This window comes from Microbulbifer mixtoriginis (SeqCode), from assembly GCF_052467235.1.
Map to the genome: position 1 here is coordinate 751,469 of NZ_CP174305.1, position 17,857 is coordinate 769,325.

A 17,857-nucleotide genomic window follows, 5' to 3' on the forward strand; every position below is an offset into this window, starting at 1 on the left:
CGGCGGCACTTCCCTGTGCCGCTTTCATCCTATGTAGCGATAGTTCCTCCTGAACCATTCAAGCATCGCCAGAAAATACTGGCGCAGATGCGTGGATCTGCTGGTATTTACTGGCTCGCGCCGGCAATGCCGGCAGCGACACATTCTTGTGGCGCTAAAATATTCTGTCTAGCCAGCTAGTTGTTCTTAGCTGCACGAATAAAAGCACTCACTTTTTGCCGATCCTTGATACCCGGCGCCTGCTCTACGCCGCCGCTGACATCCACGCCCAGAGGCCGCGCTGCCGATATTGCTGCAGCAACATTATCCGCTGTCAGTCCACCGGCAAGTACTATGGACCGGCCGCTTTCCTGAGGAACCCTATCCCAGTCAAAAGTCTCACCGGTACCACCGGGAACACCAGGGCGATAGGCATCCAGTAAAAACCCGCGCGCTTTGGGGTGCTCCTGCATTGCTGCGACAACATCCAAGCCCTCCTTCATACGCAGGGCCTTGATATAGGGCCGGCGAAACTGTTCGCAGTAACGGGCAGCTTCCTCACCGTGAAATTGCAATAAATTAAGAGGAACCAACCCCAAAGTCTGGTCCACTTCACTCTGGGCAGCATCCACAAACAGGCCGGTCAGGGTAACAAAGGGAGGAACCGCCTCGGCAATCACTGCCGCAACCTGCGGATCGATATAGCGGGGACTCGCCTTGTAGAAAACCAATCCCAGTGCATCCGCACCGGCATCAATCGCCATCAGGGCATCTTCTACACGGGTGATGCCGCAAATTTTCACTTGCATCGCTTAACCTGGAGCCAGCCGAGCGGCCAACAAAAATGAGGGAACGCTGGATACTAGCAGATTGACACCGGGGGCGAAACGCGTGCTATTCAAGTGGCGTAGCAGCCTCACGGCTGCATGGGAAGCAAAAGCTAGCTGTTAAGGCTGTGCAAGTGAGCCGAGAGGCAGAGGCACCAGCAGAGGACCCGGATCACAGCTAGGCAACTGAAACTCCTTCGGGTATTGCACATCTACCAGATACAAACCAAATGGCGGCGCGGTAACTCCACCCGCGGAGCGGTCGCGCTTCTCCAGCACTTCTCCCACCCAACTCGAGCTGCGCTCACCCCGGCCCACCGCCATCAGCACACCGGTAATATTGCGCACCATATGATGCAAGAACGCATTGGCGCTCACTTCCAGCACGATCAGCTGGCCAACACGGGCAATATCCAAGCGGGTAATTTCCCGCACAGGGCTTTTAGCCTGACACTGGGAAGCGCGGAAACTGGTGAAATCCTGGCGGCCAATCAAGTGCTTCGCCCCCTCGCGCATGGCATCCAGATCCAGTGGATGCTGGGTCCAGGTCACCTCTGACGAGCTGTGCGCCGAGCGGGTCGGGGCGCTGTGAATCAGATAGCGATAAGTCCGCGCATGGGCGGAAAAACGCGCATGAAATTGCGCCGGCATCTCACGAGCCCAGCGCACACGCACAGAATCCGGTAACTTGGTATTCACCCCTTGAACCCAGGCGCGCTCCGGGCGCTGGGCATGGGTATCGAAATGAATCACCTGATTGGTGGCATGCACGCCGGCATCAGTGCGCCCAGCACAGACCAGGGTGACCGGCTCTGCCGCTATATTTGACAGGGCACGCTCCAGGTGGGCCTGCACAGTTTCCGCCGCTGACTTCTGCTTTTGAAAACCGTGTAACCGCGCACCGCAGTACTCAACTCCCAGCGCAATACGACGCAACCCCTCGGGCAGTTGCTCACCAGGGGGAACTTCGCCATTGGCCTTGTAAATATATTCGCGTTCAATTGCCTGCGTCATAACGGCAAAATTACTCTATTGATGCCACCTCAAAGTCGAGGAGAGCGTAAAAAAGCAAAATCCAACTATCTGGATACAAACCGGGGGAAACCGGGAATTCTCTGACAAAATAAAAAAACCTCGCATCCAGTGCGAGGTTTTTTCAGACGGAGTTGCGAAGCGCTTAAACCATGCGCTCCAACAACTCCTCAGCGCGACTCTTATGCTCGCCGCCGCCATCTTGGGCCACTTCTTTGAGAATATCCTTGGCGCCCTCTTTGTCACCCATATCCATATAGGCCTGGGCCAACTCCAGCTTGGTGCCCATCTCATCGCCGCCTTCGAGTAGGCTCAGTTCGGAGTTGAGATCATTCTCCAAATTGAAATCCAAGCCGGCAAATTCAGACTCGGTCTCCTGCTGCTGAGTGGCAACAGCCTCATCCGCTTGCTGCTGGGACTCTTGCTCAGGGAGTCCCTGCGCTTGGTCTGCCATAGCCTCCAACCCCAAGTCACTTTCGAGGTCCAGACCGGAAGACAGATCCCCATCGGTGGACTCGTCAATCAGGGCCAGCTCCTCCTCGAGAGAAAACTCTTCTTCCACTGAAGCCTCATCGAGAGACAGCTCCTCTCCAGTCGCTTCCAGAGAGGCCATATCAAAATCGAGATCCTCTTCCTGGGGCAGGCTATTGGGCACAGTCGTATCCGCTACAGCGGCGCCATCTTCACTCTGCAGAGACTCAGTAGAGGCAAGGTCCCCGGCAATATCATCGAGATTAATACTATCGAGGTCCAGTTCCCCATCGAGCTCTGAACCAATCATATCCAGGTCACTCTCGGAGAAAGTCTCCAGTGAGAGCTCATCTTCGCTACCCGCGCTGGACGTAATATCGAGATCAGCCTCCAGAGAGTCCAGCTCCTGGGTCTCAAGGCTCTCCTCAATTGCCAGGGCCTCATCGGCTTGCGGCTCTTGCGCGGCCTCTTCCATCATGGAGAGATCCAACTCGAAGTCCAGACCACCAATGGAACCACCGGACTTCGCCTTGTCAGCCGCCACTGCAGCCTCTTCAGGCTCTTCAGGCTCCGCTACCAGCTCGTCGGCACCCACCTCATGGCTCTCAGCGCTATCCAGCGCCAGGGAATCAAGATCTAATTCTGAGGTATCGAAATCAATTGGCGCCAAGTCTGACGCATTCTCGGCGGCAACTTCCTCTACTGGCGAGTCTTGCAATGCCAATTCCGAAGTTTCACCTGTATTCAGATCGCCGAGATCCAACTCACCAAGATCGAGGTCGTCGAGGTTTAGTTCTTCATTATTGTTGGACGCCAGCTGGGAACCATCCTGCTCGCTGTCAAAAGCACCATCGAGATCCAAGTCATCAAGGTTGAACTCATTGTCCAGATCGAGGGATTCACCCGCCTCCAGCGCAGGTTCTGTAAAACTATCCTCCAAATCGAGAGACAGTTCTTCAGAGGCTAATTCGCCATCTGCTTTCTCACTATCCAGCTTCTCACCGTCCAAGGAGAGATCCAAGGTGAGGTCGTCAAGCAGTGAATTGTCGCCATTAAAATCGTCTATAGAGGACTGAGCCGGTTCTGCTGCGGAGAAATCCTGATCCAGTGCAGCACCGATATCATCCAGTTGCGCCGCTTCCAGAGACTCGCTGGAAAAATCCATCGCCGGGGCTTCAAAGTCTGGAGCATCTGCAATAGTTTCACGCAGGCGCGCGGCGCGGTCGGCCGCAGGGCCATCGCTGATAGCTAGCAATTGGATGTAGTGATCGTCGAACTTCTCAACGTCCTGATTGTGGGCGTAAACTTCCATCAGCATCAGGCGTGCATCTACCACCTGGGGATCTTTTTCCAGGCCCAGCAGCAATTTACTTTCTGCCTCTTCGTACTGCCCAAGGGACAGGTGAATCTCGGCCTCGGAGATGGGGTCATCGGTGCCCACATCACCCAGATCACCGAGGTCAAAAGCGTTATCGGCTTCCATGCTTTCTACGGCAGCCAATGTCTCATCAGCTTCAGCGGTCTCTTCCGGCATCACCTGCAGAGATTCCTCTGCGGCCAACTGCTGCTCCAGTTGCTGCTCTGCTTCCTGCTCAGCCTGGCGACGACGCCAAGTAAAGAAGCCAAACAGGCCCACCAGCAAACCCGCGGCACCGATGCCAATCAATTGCGCATTGTCGCCAAGCTTCTCCATCAGGCTGGGCTCGGGCTGGGTCTGAACAGACACTACGCGATTGCGCGACTGCGGTTCAGTTTCAGCGACTTGCGTATCATTCTGTTCTGTTGCGTCATCCAGAGACTCAGCGGCGAGGGACTCATCCAGCTGCGTCTCGTCACTTTCCAGCGTATTATCTGCCAGCTCAGTACTGTCAATATCACTGGTATCAAGGAGCGGATCAGACAATTCGGCTGCGGCTTGCACCGCAAGCATCTCCTCATTGGAAACCTCTACCAAGGCCTCCATGGTATCGATCTGCTCATCGAGTTCTGCGATACGCTCGCGCAGCTCGGTATTTTCCAGCTGCGATTTATCCAGCTCTTCCTCGGCCACGGTCAGATTGCCTTCCAGCGCCTCGCTGTCTTCTGCACCGCTTCCGGAACCCGAAATTACAGACTCATTGTCGCCGGGCGCAGTCAGGCTGACACGCCCCTCAACCTCATTGCTGACAATGCGTTCTTCCTCCACCGGGCGCGCATCCAGCGGCGCACCCGTGGCGACTTCCTCCACACTGCTGCGTTGGCGCCAGGAATCATTCTGTTGGGCGACCTCTGAGATTGCCTCGGTGAGGCTCAGGCTGCGCAGATCATCACTGTTTGGCAGACGCAGCACAGCACCTTTTTTCAACAGGTTAATATTGCCGTTGATAAAAGCTTCCGGGTTCAGGCGCTGAATCGCCAACATAGTTTGCTGAACGGAAAAATCACGACTCACACGATTTTCCAGGGCGATCTCCCACAGGGTATCGGCAGAGGAAACCGGACCGTAAACTTGGCTGCTGTCGCTGCTATCTGTGGCAGCGCGCTGCGGCTGACGGCGCACAGGCTCGGGCTGTTGCGCCGCCGGCGTTTCTGCAGGCTGCTCCACTTCAGGCTGGGCAACCGGTTGCTGGGCAGGCTGTACCGGGCGCGGCGCGGGCCTCTGCACTTGGGTGTCGCGGCGTACCTGCTGGCGCTCGCGCTCAGCGGCGCGCACCGGCTGTTGGGCGCTGTTTGGTGAAAACGCCGGCAGGTCCATTAATAGGGTGTATTCACGCAGTAAGCGGCCACTGGGCCAGCGGGTTTCCACCAGGAAATTCAGGAAAGGCTCGCGGATTGGTTCGCGGCTGGTAATACGGACCACCGGCTTGCCACCGGAGTAATCCACATCAAAACGCAGTGAAGTGAGTAGGTAAGAGCGTTCCACACCTGCGCGGTCAAATTCATCCGGCCCCGCGAGGCGCACTTTGATCTCAGCATCGTCCAGGCCGCGGGTTTGCAGCAGGCCAATTTCCGCATCGAGTGGCTGATTAAGGGTGGAGTTGAGTTTGATCTCCCCCAGTCCGAGCGCCAGAGCCGCATTGCTTCCCAGTGCACCGACTAGACCAACTGCAAGTGCCAACTTACGCACACGCATATCCGATTCCCTTTATTGTTAGAATCTTCCCAGGGCATCTGAAAAGCGCGCCTTCAGAAAATCCCCATTACTGAACAGTAATCGTTCGACTATTTGACCGCCGTGCAAGCGGCCACCAACCTTGGCGATTATTTCGCCATTTGCAGCCGGACCAAAGTTAAGATAACACCTTCACTATGGCGGCTAAGTATTAAGTATCAGTAGTTTTTTAGCAACAAGTGAGCAATTTGTGCACAGTTCATTGCAACGTCTTTGCGCAGATTATCCGACACCGCACAAAGATTTATCTGACGCTTGCCCAAAAGGCTTTGGCGCAGGCGACCGATGATTGTCACGTCACTGCCCACAGCGTTTTCCGCCGAGGGTTGCTCTGCCAACTGAAGGCGCACACCATTGGCTAACAATGCGCGTATTTTTTCCAGGTCCACGTCTTCGCGTAAAACGATACCCAAATTGGCCAGTTGTCCGTGAAACACAGAAACGGTGTTAATGCTGGCATCCACCGCGACGTTATCGCCGAGCAAACGGCGCAAATCGTGTATCAACGTCAGTTCGCCGAGCGTGTGGCCACTGGCGAGCAGGGCTTCACTGGCACTGAGCTGATTAAACGCGAGGCGGTGCCCAATGGCCGAGTCGACTTCCGCTTCCTGACCACTGAACATACGCGCTGTCTGCGCCGCTGTGGCATCGATGGCGGCTTTACCCAGTGCGGAAACAGGCTGATTGAGTTGCACCTGTACACCCTGCAATTGTTCTGCCAGTGGAAATAGCGCTTCGGCTACCATGGCCGCACCGGCGCTGGGCAATGCCACCAGACGGCGCTCTGCGTTAGCCAGTTCCGCTGCATTGAATGCCGGATGGATCAGGGCAACGCTCTCATCGCCGCGGGTATTGTTGGCCGCATCCACCACCCAGGCGCCACTGTTTTCAGCGCTGGTCATCGCCGCGTTAATGGCATCGCTGGAGTCCAGCAAAATCACCACCTGCCCCTCGGCAAAAGCGAATTTTTCCAGGGCTTGTACAGAGATACTGCGATTGGCGAACACCTGCGGGTCCACTTCGCGCTCCTCGCTCTCCAGCAAACACAGCTGCTCGGCGGTAATAATTTCCCGCTCCTCCAGGATTTCAAGCAGAGGGGCAAAGGCGGCGTTATCAACACCGACGATGACCAATTCGCGGGCGGCTTCGGACATGGCTATTCACTTCGTTGAGTTGGAAAGGAAAAATGAGGGGGCGATTATACCCGTGGGGAAAAATCGAAAAAGCCGCTATGACAACCAGTAGCGGCTTTTTACTTGATGGGGTTCACAGCTTGGCAAAATGTCCTCTATTAACAAGTGCTGCAATAAGCGCCTCCAGATAACTTATACCAAACTGTACCAGTTACAGCTTACCCAGCAAAATCAGCAATATACGGCGCAGCGGTTCTGCCGCCCCCCAGAGTAATTGATCGCCCACAGTAAAGGCATTCAGGTACTCTGGGCCCATGCTTAACTTGCGCAGGCGCCCCACCGGAATATCCAGCTTGCCGGTAACCGCCGTAGGCGTCAGCTGTTGCAAAGTGGCTTCACGCTCATTGGGTACTACATTGACCCAATCGTTAGCACTGTCCAGCAACTGCTCGATTTCTACCAGCGGCAAATCCTTTTTCAGCTTCACGGTAAAGGCCTGGCTATGGCAGCGCATCGCGCCGATACGCACACAGGTGCCATCTACTGGAATTGGGCTCTGGGTTTGCAGAATCTTGTTGGCTTCCACCTGGGCCTTCCACTCCTCACGGCTCTGGCCATTCTCCAACTGAGTATCAATCCAGGGCAACAGGCTGCCGGCCAGAGGCGCGCCAAATTGCGCAGTGGGGAAATCTGCCGAACGCATGTCCGCAACCACCTTGCGATCGATATCCAAAATGGCGCTGGCAGGGTTTTCCAGCTCTGCTGCCACGCCGTCGCGGATCGCACCCATCTGTGTAATCAGCTCACGCATATTCTTGGCGCCGGCACCGCTGGCGGCCTGGTAGGTCATGGCACTCACCCACTCCACCAGACCGGCCTTGAACAGTCCGCCCAGAGCCATCAGCATCAGACTGACAGTGCAGTTGCCGCCGATAAAATTCTTCTGCCCGACAGCAATTGCGCGGTCGATCACATCGCGGTTGACCGGGTCCAGTACGATTACCGCGTCTTCCTGCATACGCAAGCTGGATGCCGCATCGATCCAATAGCCCTGCCAGCCGGCCTCGCGCAGGCGAGGGAAAACCTCTTTGGTGTAATCACCGCCCTGGCAACTGACAATGGCATCCAGCCCTGCCAGCGCATCAATATCGTAGGCATCTCCAAGTGGCGGCAGATCGCGGCCAATATCCGGCGCCTTGCCGCCAGCATTAGAGGTGGAGAAGAAAATCGGTTCAGCGATATGCGCAAAGTCGTCCTCGGCGCTCATGCGTTCCAGTAATACCGAGCCGACCATTCCACGCCAGCCGATAAAACCTATTTTCTGCATTGCTTTGTCCTGTTAGTGATGTGATCAGCGTGCGCCACCGAGAAAGCGGCGCGATAGTAAAAAAGGTAAATGTGTGACGCCGCGTGCTTACAGCGCGGCGACAACAGCGGCACCCATCTCCGCTGTGGAAACTTTACGGCAACCTTCTGTGTAAATATCAGCGGTACGCAGCCCCTGTTCCAGTACCTCACTTACCGCAGCCTCAATGGCATCCGCCGCCTCCCCCATATTCAGGGAGTAACGCAACATCATCGCCGCAGACAGGATAGTGGCCAGGGGGTTGGCAATGCCCTGCCCGGCAATATCCGGGGCGGAGCCATGACAGGGTTCATACAGACCAAAACCATTTTCGTTCAGGGAGGCAGAAGGCAGCATCCCGATAGAACCGGTGAGCATGGCAGCGGCATCGGAGAGGATATCACCGAACATATTGCCGGTTACCATGACATCGAACTGCTTGGGAGCACGCACCAACTGCATCGCGGCATTGTCAACGTACATATGCGTCAGCTCCACATCCGGGTACTCCGGCGCCAGGCGGTCCAGCACTTCGCGCCAGAGCACGGTGACTTCCAGTACATTCGCTTTATCGACGGAGCAAAGCTTGCCATTGCGCTTTTGCGCCGCTTCAAATGCGGAGCGCGCGATACGCTCGATTTCCGATTCGCTGTACACGTAGGTGTTGTAACCCTGGCGCTCACCATTTTCCAGGGTGCGAATTCCGCGGGGTTCACCAAAATAAATTCCACCGGTGAGTTCGCGCACAATCAGAATATCCAGCCCAGCCACCACTTCGGGCTTGAGCGAAGAGGCGTCGGCCAGTTGCGGATAGAGAATGGCCGGGCGCAGATTGGCATAGAGACCGAGCCCGCTGCGAATTTTCAGCAACCCCTTTTCCGGACGAATTTCACGCGCCAGGGTATCCCACTGGGGCCCACCGACAGCGCCGAGCAATACCGCATCACATTCGCCTGCAGCCTTGAGCGTTTCGTCGGTTAGGGGCTCGCCATGCGCATCGATGGAGGCACCACCAATCAGACCCTGCTCAAAACTAAGGCCCAAATGGTATTTACCGGATACGACCTCCAGCACTGCCATGGCCTGTTCAACAATTTCCGGGCCAATGCCGTCACCCGGCAAGATCATCACTTTCTTTGTCACAGGAGTTTCCTTTAATTATTGAACCGCATCGAAAAGCCACGGGGCTTTTTCACGTCGGGCCGACTCATAAGAGCGGATATCATCAGCGTGCTCCAGGGTCAGGCCGATATGATCGAGGCCATTGATCAGGCAGTGCTTGTGGAAGGCATCTACCTCAAAGGCAATCGCCTCACCACAGGGCTTATGTATATGCTGCTGCTCAAGATCGACCGTAAGCGTGTAACCTTCCTGTGCGTGAGTTTCCTCGAACAGGCGGTGCACGACTTCTTCTGGCAAAACGATTGGCAGCAACCCATTTTTAAAGCAGTTGTTAAAGAAAATATCGGCAAAACTGGGTGCAATGATTGCACGAAAACCGTGGTCTTCCAGCGCCCAGGGGGCGTGCTCACGGCTGGAGCCGCAGCCAAAATTTTCCCGCGCCAGCAGCACCGAGCCACCCTCATAACGGGGGAAGTTCAGAGGAAAATCCGGGTTGATCGGGCGGTTCGAGCAGTCCTGGCCGGGAAAACCCTCATCCAGATAGCGCAATTCATCAAACAGATTGGGGCCGAAGCCAGTGCGCTTGATAGACTTCAGAAATTGCTTGGGAATAATCAGATCCGTATCCACATTGGCGCGATCCATGGGCACTACGAGGCCCTGGTGCTGGGTAAATGCTCTCATCAGGCCATCTCCTCTTGCGCTTGCACTGGTGCCATCTCACGCACATCAACAAAGTGTCCGGCAATCGCCGCCGCAGCTGCCATCGCTGGGCTAACCAGATGCGTGCGACCGCCGTAACCCTGGCGCCCTTCAAAGTTGCGGTTGGAAGTGGAAGCGCAGTGCTCTCCAGCTCCTAATTTGTCCGCATTCATTGCCAGACACATAGAACAGGAGGGCTCGCGCCACTCGAAACCGGCTTCGACAAAAATTTCGTGCAGCCCCTCGCGCTCCGCCTGGGCCTTGACCGCCTGGGAGCCCGGTACAATCAATACCTGCTTAACACTGTCGGCCTTGCTGCGGCCCTTGGCTACAGCGGCTGCTGCGCGCAGGTCTTCAATACGGGAATTGGTACAGGAGCCGATAAAGACACGGTCGAGGCGAATATCACTGATCTTCTGCCCGGCACTCAGACCCATATACTCTAAAGCTCTCAGCATGCCGGTACTCTTGGTGGCATCAGTTTCGGCGGCGGGGTCCGGCACACTGGCGCTGATGGGCACAACCATTTCCGGCGAAGTCCCCCAGCTCACCTGGGGCTCAATTTCCTCACCTTGTAGTACTACAACCTGATCAAAATCCGCATCGTCATCGGAATGCAGATGACGCCAGGCCTCAACTGCCCGATTCCACTGTTCGCCTTTTGGCGCGTAGGGCTTGCCTTTCACGTAATCGAGGGTGATCTGGTCTACCGCCACCATGCCCGCGCGGGCACCGGCTTCGATGGCCATATTGCACACGGTCATGCGACCTTCCATGGACATCTTGCGGATGACTTCGCCACCGAACTCGATGGCATAGCCGGTACCACCAGCAGTACCGATCTTGCCGATAATCGCCAGTACCACATCTTTGGCAGTAACACCGGGAAGCAGAGTCCCATCCACACGCACCAGCATATTCTTCATCTTGCGCTGGATCAGGCACTGAGTGGCCATTACATGCTCCACCTCTGAGGTGCCAATACCGTGGGCCAAAGCCCCCAGAGCACCATGAGTAGAGGTGTGGGAATCACCGCATACTACCGTCATCCCCGGTAGAGTGGCGCCGGTTTCCGGGCCAATCACATGCACAATACCCTGCCCCGGCTCGTTGATACCGAACTGCACCACATCGAAATCCCGGCAGTTCTCATCCAGGGTCTGCACCTGAATACGGGAGATATCATCGCGGATACCACTGACACCGGCGGCGCGTTCAGCGCTTTCGGATGGCACATTGTGATCAGGAGTAGCGACCAGGGAGTCCCTGCGCCAGGGTTTGCGGCCAGCCAGACGCAGCCCTTCAAAGGCCTGGGGGGAAGTCACCTCATGAATCAGATGACGGTCGATATATATCAGTGCGGAGCCATCGTCACGGGTCTTGATCAGGTGGTCCTGCCAGAGTTTGTCGTAGAGTGTTTGCCCTGCCACAGCCGTTCCTCTCAATAATTGTGACCCCGAGTCTAACTAGGCCTGGAAAATAACACCAATTTATATTTATTATTCAATCTATTCCTTTATGGAATTTGAACTTTACTCTGAGGCGCTTCCGTGGCCAGAGTTCCCTTATTAGGAGGTATACCCATTGGAAATTCAGTGGTTGAGGGCATTTCTGGCAATTGCCGAGCAGGGCTCGGTATCCGGGGCTGCAGAACAGCTGCACCTGACCCAGCCCGCGGCTAGTAAGCGCCTCGCAGCCCTGGAGCAGCAGTTGCAGGCCCCGCTGTTTGACCGCATCGGCCGGCGCCTGCAACTAACCGATGCCGGGCGCGCCCTACTGCCCCGCGCTCGCCATATCCTCAACGAAATCAGCGATACCGAGCAGGAGTTGCGCGCCCTTGGCAATAATGTCAGCGGCAGCCTGCGTATCGCCACCAGCCACCATGTGGGCCTGCACCATCTGCCGCCAGTGCTGAAGGAATTCAGCAATCGCTACCCACAGGTTGCCCTGGATATCGACTTTGTAGATTCTGAACAGGCCTACGAAGCCCTAATGGCCGCCAAGTACGAACTGGCCGTAGTTACCCTGGCCCTCAAGGATTACCCCCACCTAAACGCACAAGTTATCTGGCCAGACCCTTGTGTGGTAGTGGCTGCACCCGGCCACCCACTCACCAGAATCCCTGAGCTGGAACTGGCTGACCTAGCCAACTACCCCGCGATCTTGCCGGATCTCAACACCTATACCGGGCGGCTGATCAAGCGGGAGTTCGACGCCCTGGGCTTAAAGCTCACCGCCAAGCTCGCCACCAACTTTTTGGAGACGATCAAAATGATGGCCTGTGTCGGACTGGGCTGGAGTGTTTTACCCCAAACCTTGGTGGATGAGAGTTTGGCGGTATTACCGGTAAAAAAATTGCAGGTCCTGCGCAACCTCGGCGTGATCAGCCATCGTGACCGCACGCTCAGCAATGCTGCCAACGCACTGCAGCAGATGCTTTTTGAAGCAAACCCGTGAATTTCTATTTGGCAATTGGTTGATTGAGATTCTTTCTAAATTCATGCCACTTTTCTGACATGACTTCACACTTTTTCAAGGAAACAGAAACATCTTATAAACGTCAGTTCGCTCTATTGGCCGACAAATTTGTAAAAATGTGCAACTTACAGCAACAGAAAAAAAATAACCCTGTACACTCCGCGACAAATTTACCACGGAGAGAAGCTCATGAAGAAATCTGCTATTGCACTGTGCGCCCTTCTCGGCAGCGCTACCGCCAACGCGGATACAGTTCTCGGTTTTGATGCCAGCATCGGTGCCTGGCTGCCAAATTACAACGGGGATATTGGTAAAGATGATTTCAATGTAGATGAGCTTTCCCTCAGCGAGGACCACATCACCTTTATCCAGGCCGCACTGGAGCACCCGATCCCCTTAGTACCCAATATCATGCTTGCACACAGCAATATTGATACCGATGGCAGCGCTGAACTGCAAAGCACTGTGACTTTCGACGATGAAACCTTCCAGATCGGCGCAACCATCAACACCGATCTCGACCTCACCCATACCGACGCCACCTTCTACTACGAAATTCTGGATAACTGGGTAAATCTGGACTTGGGAATTACCGCGCGTAAGTATGAAGGTGAGTTTACCGCCATTAGTGAAGACCGCGCCGAAAATATCCAGCTAACTGGCTACCTGCCAATGGCTTACGGAATGGCCCGGTTTGACTTGCCATTTAGCGGCTGGTCCATTATTGCTCAGGGCAATGGCACAGCTTATCGCGGCGATACTCTCACAGATTTCACTGCAAAAGTTCGCTGGGATTTCGTACCTGCTGTGGACCTGGCGATTGAAGCCGGCTACCGCGTAATGACCTTAAATCTGGATGAGCTGGATGATCTGCAAAGCGATATTGAAATCAAAGGGGCCTATATTGGTCTCAACCTGCACCTGTAAGCCCAAGCCCTGAATCATTCACATCGATTCGCAAATTACTTCCGGCACGCTATAGCTAGCGCGCCGGAATTCCCCTAAGGTGGGTTCATCATTTCGCCCCTTGAGATACCGCAATGCGAAGCACGAACCTCTCTCAACATCACCGCTTAATATCCCGCTAGGTATTCCTGAGGGCCGCAGAAACACAGTAAACTCTCCAGAGTTTCCTTTGAGCATGAACAGCGAGGCGAGCGGGCAGTGCAACCTTTTCTGCAAACACTAGGAATTTCCCACCCCATTCTTCAAGCACCAATGGCCGGTGTATCTACCCCTGAATTGGCTGCGGCCGTCTCCAATGCGGGCGGACTCGGCGCCATCGGGCTCGGCCCCTACTCCCCGCAAAAAGCCGCCGAAAAAATCCAACAAACCCGTGCACTTACTCAGCACCCTTTCAACGTCAACGTCTTTTGTCATCAACCTGCAGTTGCAGATGCCCAACGCGAGGACACCTGGCTCAATTTCCTGGCTCCGTATTTCTCAGAATTAGAGACAACACCTCCACAAACATTACACGAGCCCTACCCAAGCTTTCTTGGCAACCGCGAGATGCTTGAGATGCTCCTGCAGGAAAAGCCCGCCGTGGTAAGCTTTCATTTCGGATTACCCGATCAAGCCACAATCAATGCTTTAAAAAATGCTGGTATCATCCTGATTGCCACCGTTACAACCCCAGAGGAAGCAATATCCGCAGAAGAAGCGGGAATGGATGCCTTAATTGCTCAAGGTATAGAAGCCGGTGGCCATAGAGGGGTGTTTGTACCTGAGGAAGACCGGGAAATAGGTACACTCGCTTTGGTTCGCCTGCTTTGCTGCCAAAGCAACCTGCCTATTATTGCTGCAGGAGGCATTATGGATGGAGCCGGAATACATGCGGCTCTTTCCCTGGGCGCCAGTGCTGTGCAAATGGGAACCGCATTTATACTTTGCCCAGAGTCCGCCGCTGACGAAAACTACCGAAAAGCACTTAAAAGTGAGCACGCCCATAACACTGCTGTTACTGCGAATATCTCTGGGCGCCCTGCTCGCGGTATCTCCAACCGCTTTTACACTGATCTAAACCACAACGCCCCGACAAGACCTGACTACCCAATCTGCTACAGTGCTGGCAAAGCGCTCGCCAACGCTTCAAGTACAGCAGACAGTGATAGCTTTGCCGTGCAATGGGCCGGCCAGGGAGCCCCTCTATGCCGGGCACTACCCGCAGCAGAGCTGATTACTACCCTGGTGGCCGAACTGGAAGCCACAAAATAAGCTGAAGGGCATCAGCGGGAAAAGATCGCTATCTTATTTCCATCCAGATCGTGGAAATAAGCCCCTCAAAAGACTCCAGGGTCTCTATGGCCAAGTTCACCTTCGCTCACAGCACCCAAGCTAAGAGCCATAAAATACGATCAACCTCCTTTTTATTTTCGGCTTTAAGAGCAACCATAGTGCCATCACCAAAGTTGGCAGACTCATTATTGAGCGGCACAGTGAGCGCGAGTTTCGTAGAGGCGTTGAGAAATTCCCAAAAGACCACTCTACCAGACGCATAAATTTCCTTACCCCCAAGTAAGCTAATTAACCGACCATAAAAACTGCGAGCCTGCTCCAGGTTATTGGCACCAAGTGAAATATGTGAAATCACTACAATCACTCCTGTTTAGGGTAATTGACGTAAGATATTGTTTTTAGGAGCAGCGAATCAAAATATAGCCGGGCTATTACCCGGCAACATTTGGTTTATTGTTGGTCATCTGAGGCTATCACCCGAAAGTTACATAACAATCGAGGTCAGCGGGAGAGAATTGCCCCAACCGCAGTTTGAACCTCATTATCACTGGCATTGATACCGAGGCAGAAAGACCGATATTCATCACCGCTCCCGCCAAATCTACGGTCAATCTCGGCCAGGCAATGCACCATTTCACCATCCAAAATAAATGAAAGCTCTATTTCCTTCGCCCCGAAGAAGCCACCACCCTTAAATTCAATTTCTTGGTAGCACCCAGATTTAGAAGAAAAAGCGCCGCCATTCAAATAGCCCTTTTCAACATCTGTCTTCACCAAATCAAAGCCTTCGCCCTCAATCATTGCAATAATAGACTGCACCACCGGCAAGGGCTTTATTTCCAGATAATCTCGATCCTTAGGATCAATGGCAAAATCAATATCCAATGCCGTTTCCAACCAAACCCGACACTGATTCTTTCTCGCCACCAATGCAGTGATGGGTGTCTCATCGTTTAGTTTGAATTCAAAGGGAATCTCTCTACCCTCACCGGCACCAATGGTAAATGGCTCCATAATTCTTACAGCGCTCAAAATCATGTTGACATAGCTAGTACCATTGTCATTTTCAACTTTCACTTCGGTACAAAGCTTTAAGTTAATAGCTTCAATCGCCTGTTCAGTATCACCCCCCTGAACATGGACATTCCCCGTGATTAGCCCTCCCTGAAATACACTCGCGCTTTCCAGTACCGTATCAACCTTAGCCGCACCAATTCCCAGAGAGGCCTTTAACTTCTGCAACATAATTTCTACCAACAATTAAAACTCATCAACCAATACTAAACACAGTACCTACGATAAAACAAGCAGGATCACACAGGTGGAGCACAGCGGCAGAAAAAGTCTTCCTTATCCTAATAAGGATTACTCTGCATATTCACTTAAATAAATAACCTTTCAAATAAGAATAGAAACCAATGAAAAACTATCATCTACGAATAAAACCGATCATCAGATAAAATAAACTATCAACAACTATCACAACCAAGAAAACGAAAAAGCCATATAAAAATGACCGCCCCCAAGATAAATCAAACTGCAGACGCAACATAAATAAGGGCACGATAAAATACAAAAGCGCTAGCGGAATCAAAAAACGCTTGTCAACTCCAATTATTCCAGCTCCAATATTGGCCAATAAGATCAGTAGTGCTGGCACAAGAACAAAAGCTATAGATGCAAACCCATCCAACCCTCGATTTTTACCCCGCTCAAGGAACTTTAACAAGATAAAAACCACACCTGCCGATATTAATGCTTGAAGCATAAACTTCTCCACCTATGTATTTGAAAGCAGCATATTGATTGGCTCTTAGCCCACCACAATAAACCCCAATATACATTCGAAAAAATCACTACGGACAATAAAAGCGCAGGTAAATCTTTCACATATATGGACAGTGTATTGAGTTCACATTAACCCCACAAACAGTAGCATTTAGTCCGCAGAAGATACACGGATAACATGACCATCAGGATCCTTAACCAAGAAGGTCTCACCAAAGACATCTGTATATAAGTCTTTATATATATTTATCCCAGCATCAGCCTTCCACTCTTTATAAAGCTCTTTCACTTCGTTATCAGTCTCAAGATTAATACCAATCTCTGCAAATCTTGGTGACTCATGCTCTGGAGACTCGCCACCTGACCAAATAGCAAAATCCGCAACCCCATCAACCTTAAAAACTACATATCTAGGGCTTACAAAGTAGGGTTCAAAATTAAATAAATTCTGATAGAATTCAGTGGAGTGCTGTATATCCGAAACATAAATTAGCTGTAAATTGGGCTTCCTGATCTTTATCATGAATACACACCTTTAGTTGTGATTTCAAAACATCCGAAATAAACATGTGGCAGACAATTCTGTATTAAGCGTACTATAAATACAATGTATACTCTATCTGGAATTATATAGAAATCACATAAAAAAGGGCTCGTTAAATCAACATTTATAAAACATAAGTTAAGATTCAGAAAATCCAAGCAATCGTTTTCATTAATTTTATAGGTTTCATCACTTTAAAATTCGAAAACTGATAAATGAATACTCTCACTGACAACCTCAGGCCTACCCACAGATGTCGCTTCAAACTCAACCAGAAGCCTACTGAAGGAAAAAATTTTTGATACTTTCAGAGAATCCGGATATAGATATTTTTGTACCACATTACTAAATGTGATTTATTGCACATTTTTCTCAACGAAGCTATTCAACTCAGAAATCGATCGAATAACATACAACTTTTTATTTTCCGATAGTTTTTTCAACCCTTGTAAAAATCTATCATTCCAAAATTTTGGACAGAACCTTAATATTTTGTAGCTCTCAAGCGTTCCCTTTAAAATGGAACTCCCATTAGGCCAGCCTTCTGGTTTCTTAAACAATCCTGTAAAGAGCCGCTTCGTCACTAACCAATAGGTAACAAAGTAAGGTAAATCTATATAGATAAGCGTATCGGCTTCGCTTAAGCGCCTATAAAAAGAATCCAGTGAGCTTATTGGCCCAAAGCCTTCAATAATCCACTCTTCTGAAGCGAGAATATTCACGTGAGTATCTTCATAGCTATGAAGATCTACCTCTTGACCACTCTGCTGATATAAAATGGAATCCAAAGCATACAATTTTATACCGGTTACTGACGCTAGCTTTTTACCTAAAGTAGATTTCCCATTAGCTGGCTTACCAAAGATTGCTATTTTTTTCATTCCAGTTCCTTCATCTAGTGCAACCCCCAGAGGCAGAAACGAAAAACCCGCCTCTTTGGCGGGTTTGATAAATTAGTAACACATCAACAATCCCACCATTCTTATGGAATGATAAGAATAATTCGAGCAGTTGGTTGCGTTGAAATTGTATTCATTTACTCATCTT

At 52.2% G+C, this 17,857-nt stretch carries 16 protein-coding genes; 3 read left to right on the forward strand and 13 right to left on the reverse strand.

The annotated features are described in order from the left end of the window. Positions 1-176: 176 nt before the first annotated feature. The 8 genes from ACJJIO_RS03345 to leuC all read right to left on the reverse strand — a co-directional run bounded on the left by ACJJIO_RS03345 (position 177) and on the right by leuC (position 11,192). On the reverse strand, positions 177-788 hold the full coding sequence (locus ACJJIO_RS03345) for a phosphoribosylanthranilate isomerase (RefSeq protein ID WP_444890880.1): 612 nt from the start codon (positions 786-788) through the stop codon (positions 177-179). A gap of 138 nt (positions 789-926) precedes the next feature. Beyond that, positions 927-1,820 (reverse strand): tRNA pseudouridine(38-40) synthase TruA, encoded by an 894-nt coding sequence (gene truA, locus ACJJIO_RS03350; protein ID WP_444910149.1) that lies wholly within the window; start codon positions 1,818-1,820, stop codon positions 927-929. A gap of 163 nt (positions 1,821-1,983) precedes the next feature. Next, positions 1,984-5,421 (reverse strand): motility hub landmark protein FimV, encoded by a 3,438-nt coding sequence (locus ACJJIO_RS03355; protein ID WP_444910150.1) that lies wholly within the window; start codon positions 5,419-5,421, stop codon positions 1,984-1,986. 197 nt (positions 5,422-5,618) lie between these two features. Further along, entirely contained in the window at positions 5,619-6,614 is a 996-nt protein-coding gene (locus tag ACJJIO_RS03360; RefSeq protein ID WP_444910151.1) for an Asd/ArgC dimerization domain-containing protein, read from the reverse strand. Positions 6,615-6,804: 190 nt separating this feature from the next. Continuing rightward, positions 6,805-7,920, reverse strand: a complete 1,116-nt coding sequence (asd, locus tag ACJJIO_RS03365; protein ID WP_444888437.1) for an aspartate-semialdehyde dehydrogenase — start codon at positions 7,918-7,920, stop codon at positions 6,805-6,807. 87 nt (positions 7,921-8,007) lie between these two features. After that, a complete protein-coding gene (leuB, locus tag ACJJIO_RS03370) occupies positions 8,008-9,066 on the reverse strand; it encodes a 3-isopropylmalate dehydrogenase (protein ID WP_444910969.1) in 1,059 nt (352 codons plus the stop codon). A 30-nt stretch (positions 9,067-9,096) separates the two neighbouring features. Continuing rightward, on the reverse strand, positions 9,097-9,744 hold the full coding sequence (leuD, locus tag ACJJIO_RS03375; protein ID WP_444888436.1) for a 3-isopropylmalate dehydratase small subunit: 648 nt from the start codon (positions 9,742-9,744) through the stop codon (positions 9,097-9,099). Beyond that, complete coding sequence (leuC, locus tag ACJJIO_RS03380; protein WP_444885613.1) at positions 9,744-11,192, reverse strand: 3-isopropylmalate dehydratase large subunit; 1,449 nt, start codon at positions 11,190-11,192, stop codon at positions 9,744-9,746. Before leuC ends, leuD begins: the two co-directional genes overlap by 1 nt. A gap of 154 nt (positions 11,193-11,346) precedes the next feature. On the opposite strand from leuC, the gene ACJJIO_RS03385 reads away from it, so the two are divergent. The 3 genes from ACJJIO_RS03385 to ACJJIO_RS03395 all read left to right on the forward strand — a co-directional run bounded on the left by ACJJIO_RS03385 (position 11,347) and on the right by ACJJIO_RS03395 (position 14,457). Next, positions 11,347-12,219, forward strand: coding sequence for a LysR family transcriptional regulator (locus ACJJIO_RS03385; RefSeq protein WP_444910152.1), 873 nt, complete (start codon positions 11,347-11,349; stop codon positions 12,217-12,219). A gap of 210 nt (positions 12,220-12,429) precedes the next feature. Continuing rightward, complete coding sequence (locus tag ACJJIO_RS03390) at positions 12,430-13,167, forward strand: TIGR04219 family outer membrane beta-barrel protein (protein ID WP_444910153.1); 738 nt, start codon at positions 12,430-12,432, stop codon at positions 13,165-13,167. Positions 13,168-13,404: 237 nt separating this feature from the next. Beyond that, positions 13,405-14,457 (forward strand): NAD(P)H-dependent flavin oxidoreductase, encoded by a 1,053-nt coding sequence (locus ACJJIO_RS03395; protein ID WP_444910154.1) that lies wholly within the window; start codon positions 13,405-13,407, stop codon positions 14,455-14,457. A 106-nt stretch (positions 14,458-14,563) separates the two neighbouring features. Here the strand turns inward: ACJJIO_RS03395 and ACJJIO_RS03400 are convergent, their stop codons facing one another. The 5 genes from ACJJIO_RS03400 to ACJJIO_RS03420 all read right to left on the reverse strand — a co-directional run bounded on the left by ACJJIO_RS03400 (position 14,564) and on the right by ACJJIO_RS03420 (position 17,691). Then, positions 14,564-14,833 carry a VOC family protein gene (locus ACJJIO_RS03400; RefSeq protein ID WP_444910155.1) on the reverse strand — a complete coding sequence of 90 codons (270 nt, stop codon included), beginning with the start codon at positions 14,831-14,833 and terminating at the stop codon, positions 14,564-14,566. A gap of 146 nt (positions 14,834-14,979) precedes the next feature. Continuing rightward, on the reverse strand, positions 14,980-15,723 hold the full coding sequence (locus tag ACJJIO_RS03405) for a sporulation protein (RefSeq protein WP_444910156.1): 744 nt from the start codon (positions 15,721-15,723) through the stop codon (positions 14,980-14,982). A gap of 184 nt (positions 15,724-15,907) precedes the next feature. Further along, positions 15,908-16,246: a hypothetical protein gene (locus ACJJIO_RS03410; protein WP_444910157.1), complete on the reverse strand. Its 339-nt coding sequence runs from the start codon at positions 16,244-16,246 to the stop codon at positions 15,908-15,910. 171 nt (positions 16,247-16,417) lie between these two features. Next, positions 16,418-16,789 (reverse strand): VOC family protein, encoded by a 372-nt coding sequence (locus tag ACJJIO_RS03415; protein WP_444910158.1) that lies wholly within the window; start codon positions 16,787-16,789, stop codon positions 16,418-16,420. 377 nt (positions 16,790-17,166) lie between these two features. Then, on the reverse strand, positions 17,167-17,691 hold the full coding sequence (locus ACJJIO_RS03420) for a P-loop NTPase family protein (protein ID WP_444910159.1): 525 nt from the start codon (positions 17,689-17,691) through the stop codon (positions 17,167-17,169). Between the last annotated feature and the right edge of the window lie 166 nt (positions 17,692-17,857).

Coding starts and splice junctions, on each gene's coding strand:
- ACJJIO_RS03345 (WP_444890880.1), bottom strand. CDS start 788: ATGCAAGTGAAAATTTGCGGCATCACCCGTGTAGAAGATGCCCTGATG.
- truA (WP_444910149.1), bottom strand. CDS start 1,820: ATGACGCAGGCAATTGAACGCGAATATATTTACAAGGCCAATGGCGAA.
- ACJJIO_RS03355 (WP_444910150.1), bottom strand. CDS start 5,421: ATGCGTGTGCGTAAGTTGGCACTTGCAGTTGGTCTAGTCGGTGCACTG.
- ACJJIO_RS03360 (WP_444910151.1), bottom strand. CDS start 6,614: ATGTCCGAAGCCGCCCGCGAATTGGTCATCGTCGGTGTTGATAACGCC.
- asd (WP_444888437.1), bottom strand. CDS start 7,920: ATGCAGAAAATAGGTTTTATCGGCTGGCGTGGAATGGTCGGCTCGGTA.
- leuB (WP_444910969.1), bottom strand. CDS start 9,066: ATGATCTTGCCGGGTGACGGCATTGGCCCGGAAATTGTTGAACAGGCC.
- leuD (WP_444888436.1), bottom strand. CDS start 9,744: ATGAGAGCATTTACCCAGCACCAGGGCCTCGTAGTGCCCATGGATCGC.
- ACJJIO_RS03390 (WP_444910153.1), top strand. CDS start 12,430: ATGAAGAAATCTGCTATTGCACTGTGCGCCCTTCTCGGCAGCGCTACC.
- ACJJIO_RS03405 (WP_444910156.1), bottom strand. CDS start 15,723: ATGTTGCAGAAGTTAAAGGCCTCTCTGGGAATTGGTGCGGCTAAGGTT.
- ACJJIO_RS03410 (WP_444910157.1), bottom strand. CDS start 16,246: ATGCTTCAAGCATTAATATCGGCAGGTGTGGTTTTTATCTTGTTAAAG.
- ACJJIO_RS03415 (WP_444910158.1), bottom strand. CDS start 16,789: ATGATAAAGATCAGGAAGCCCAATTTACAGCTAATTTATGTTTCGGAT.
- ACJJIO_RS03420 (WP_444910159.1), bottom strand. CDS start 17,691: ATGAAAAAAATAGCAATCTTTGGTAAGCCAGCTAATGGGAAATCTACT.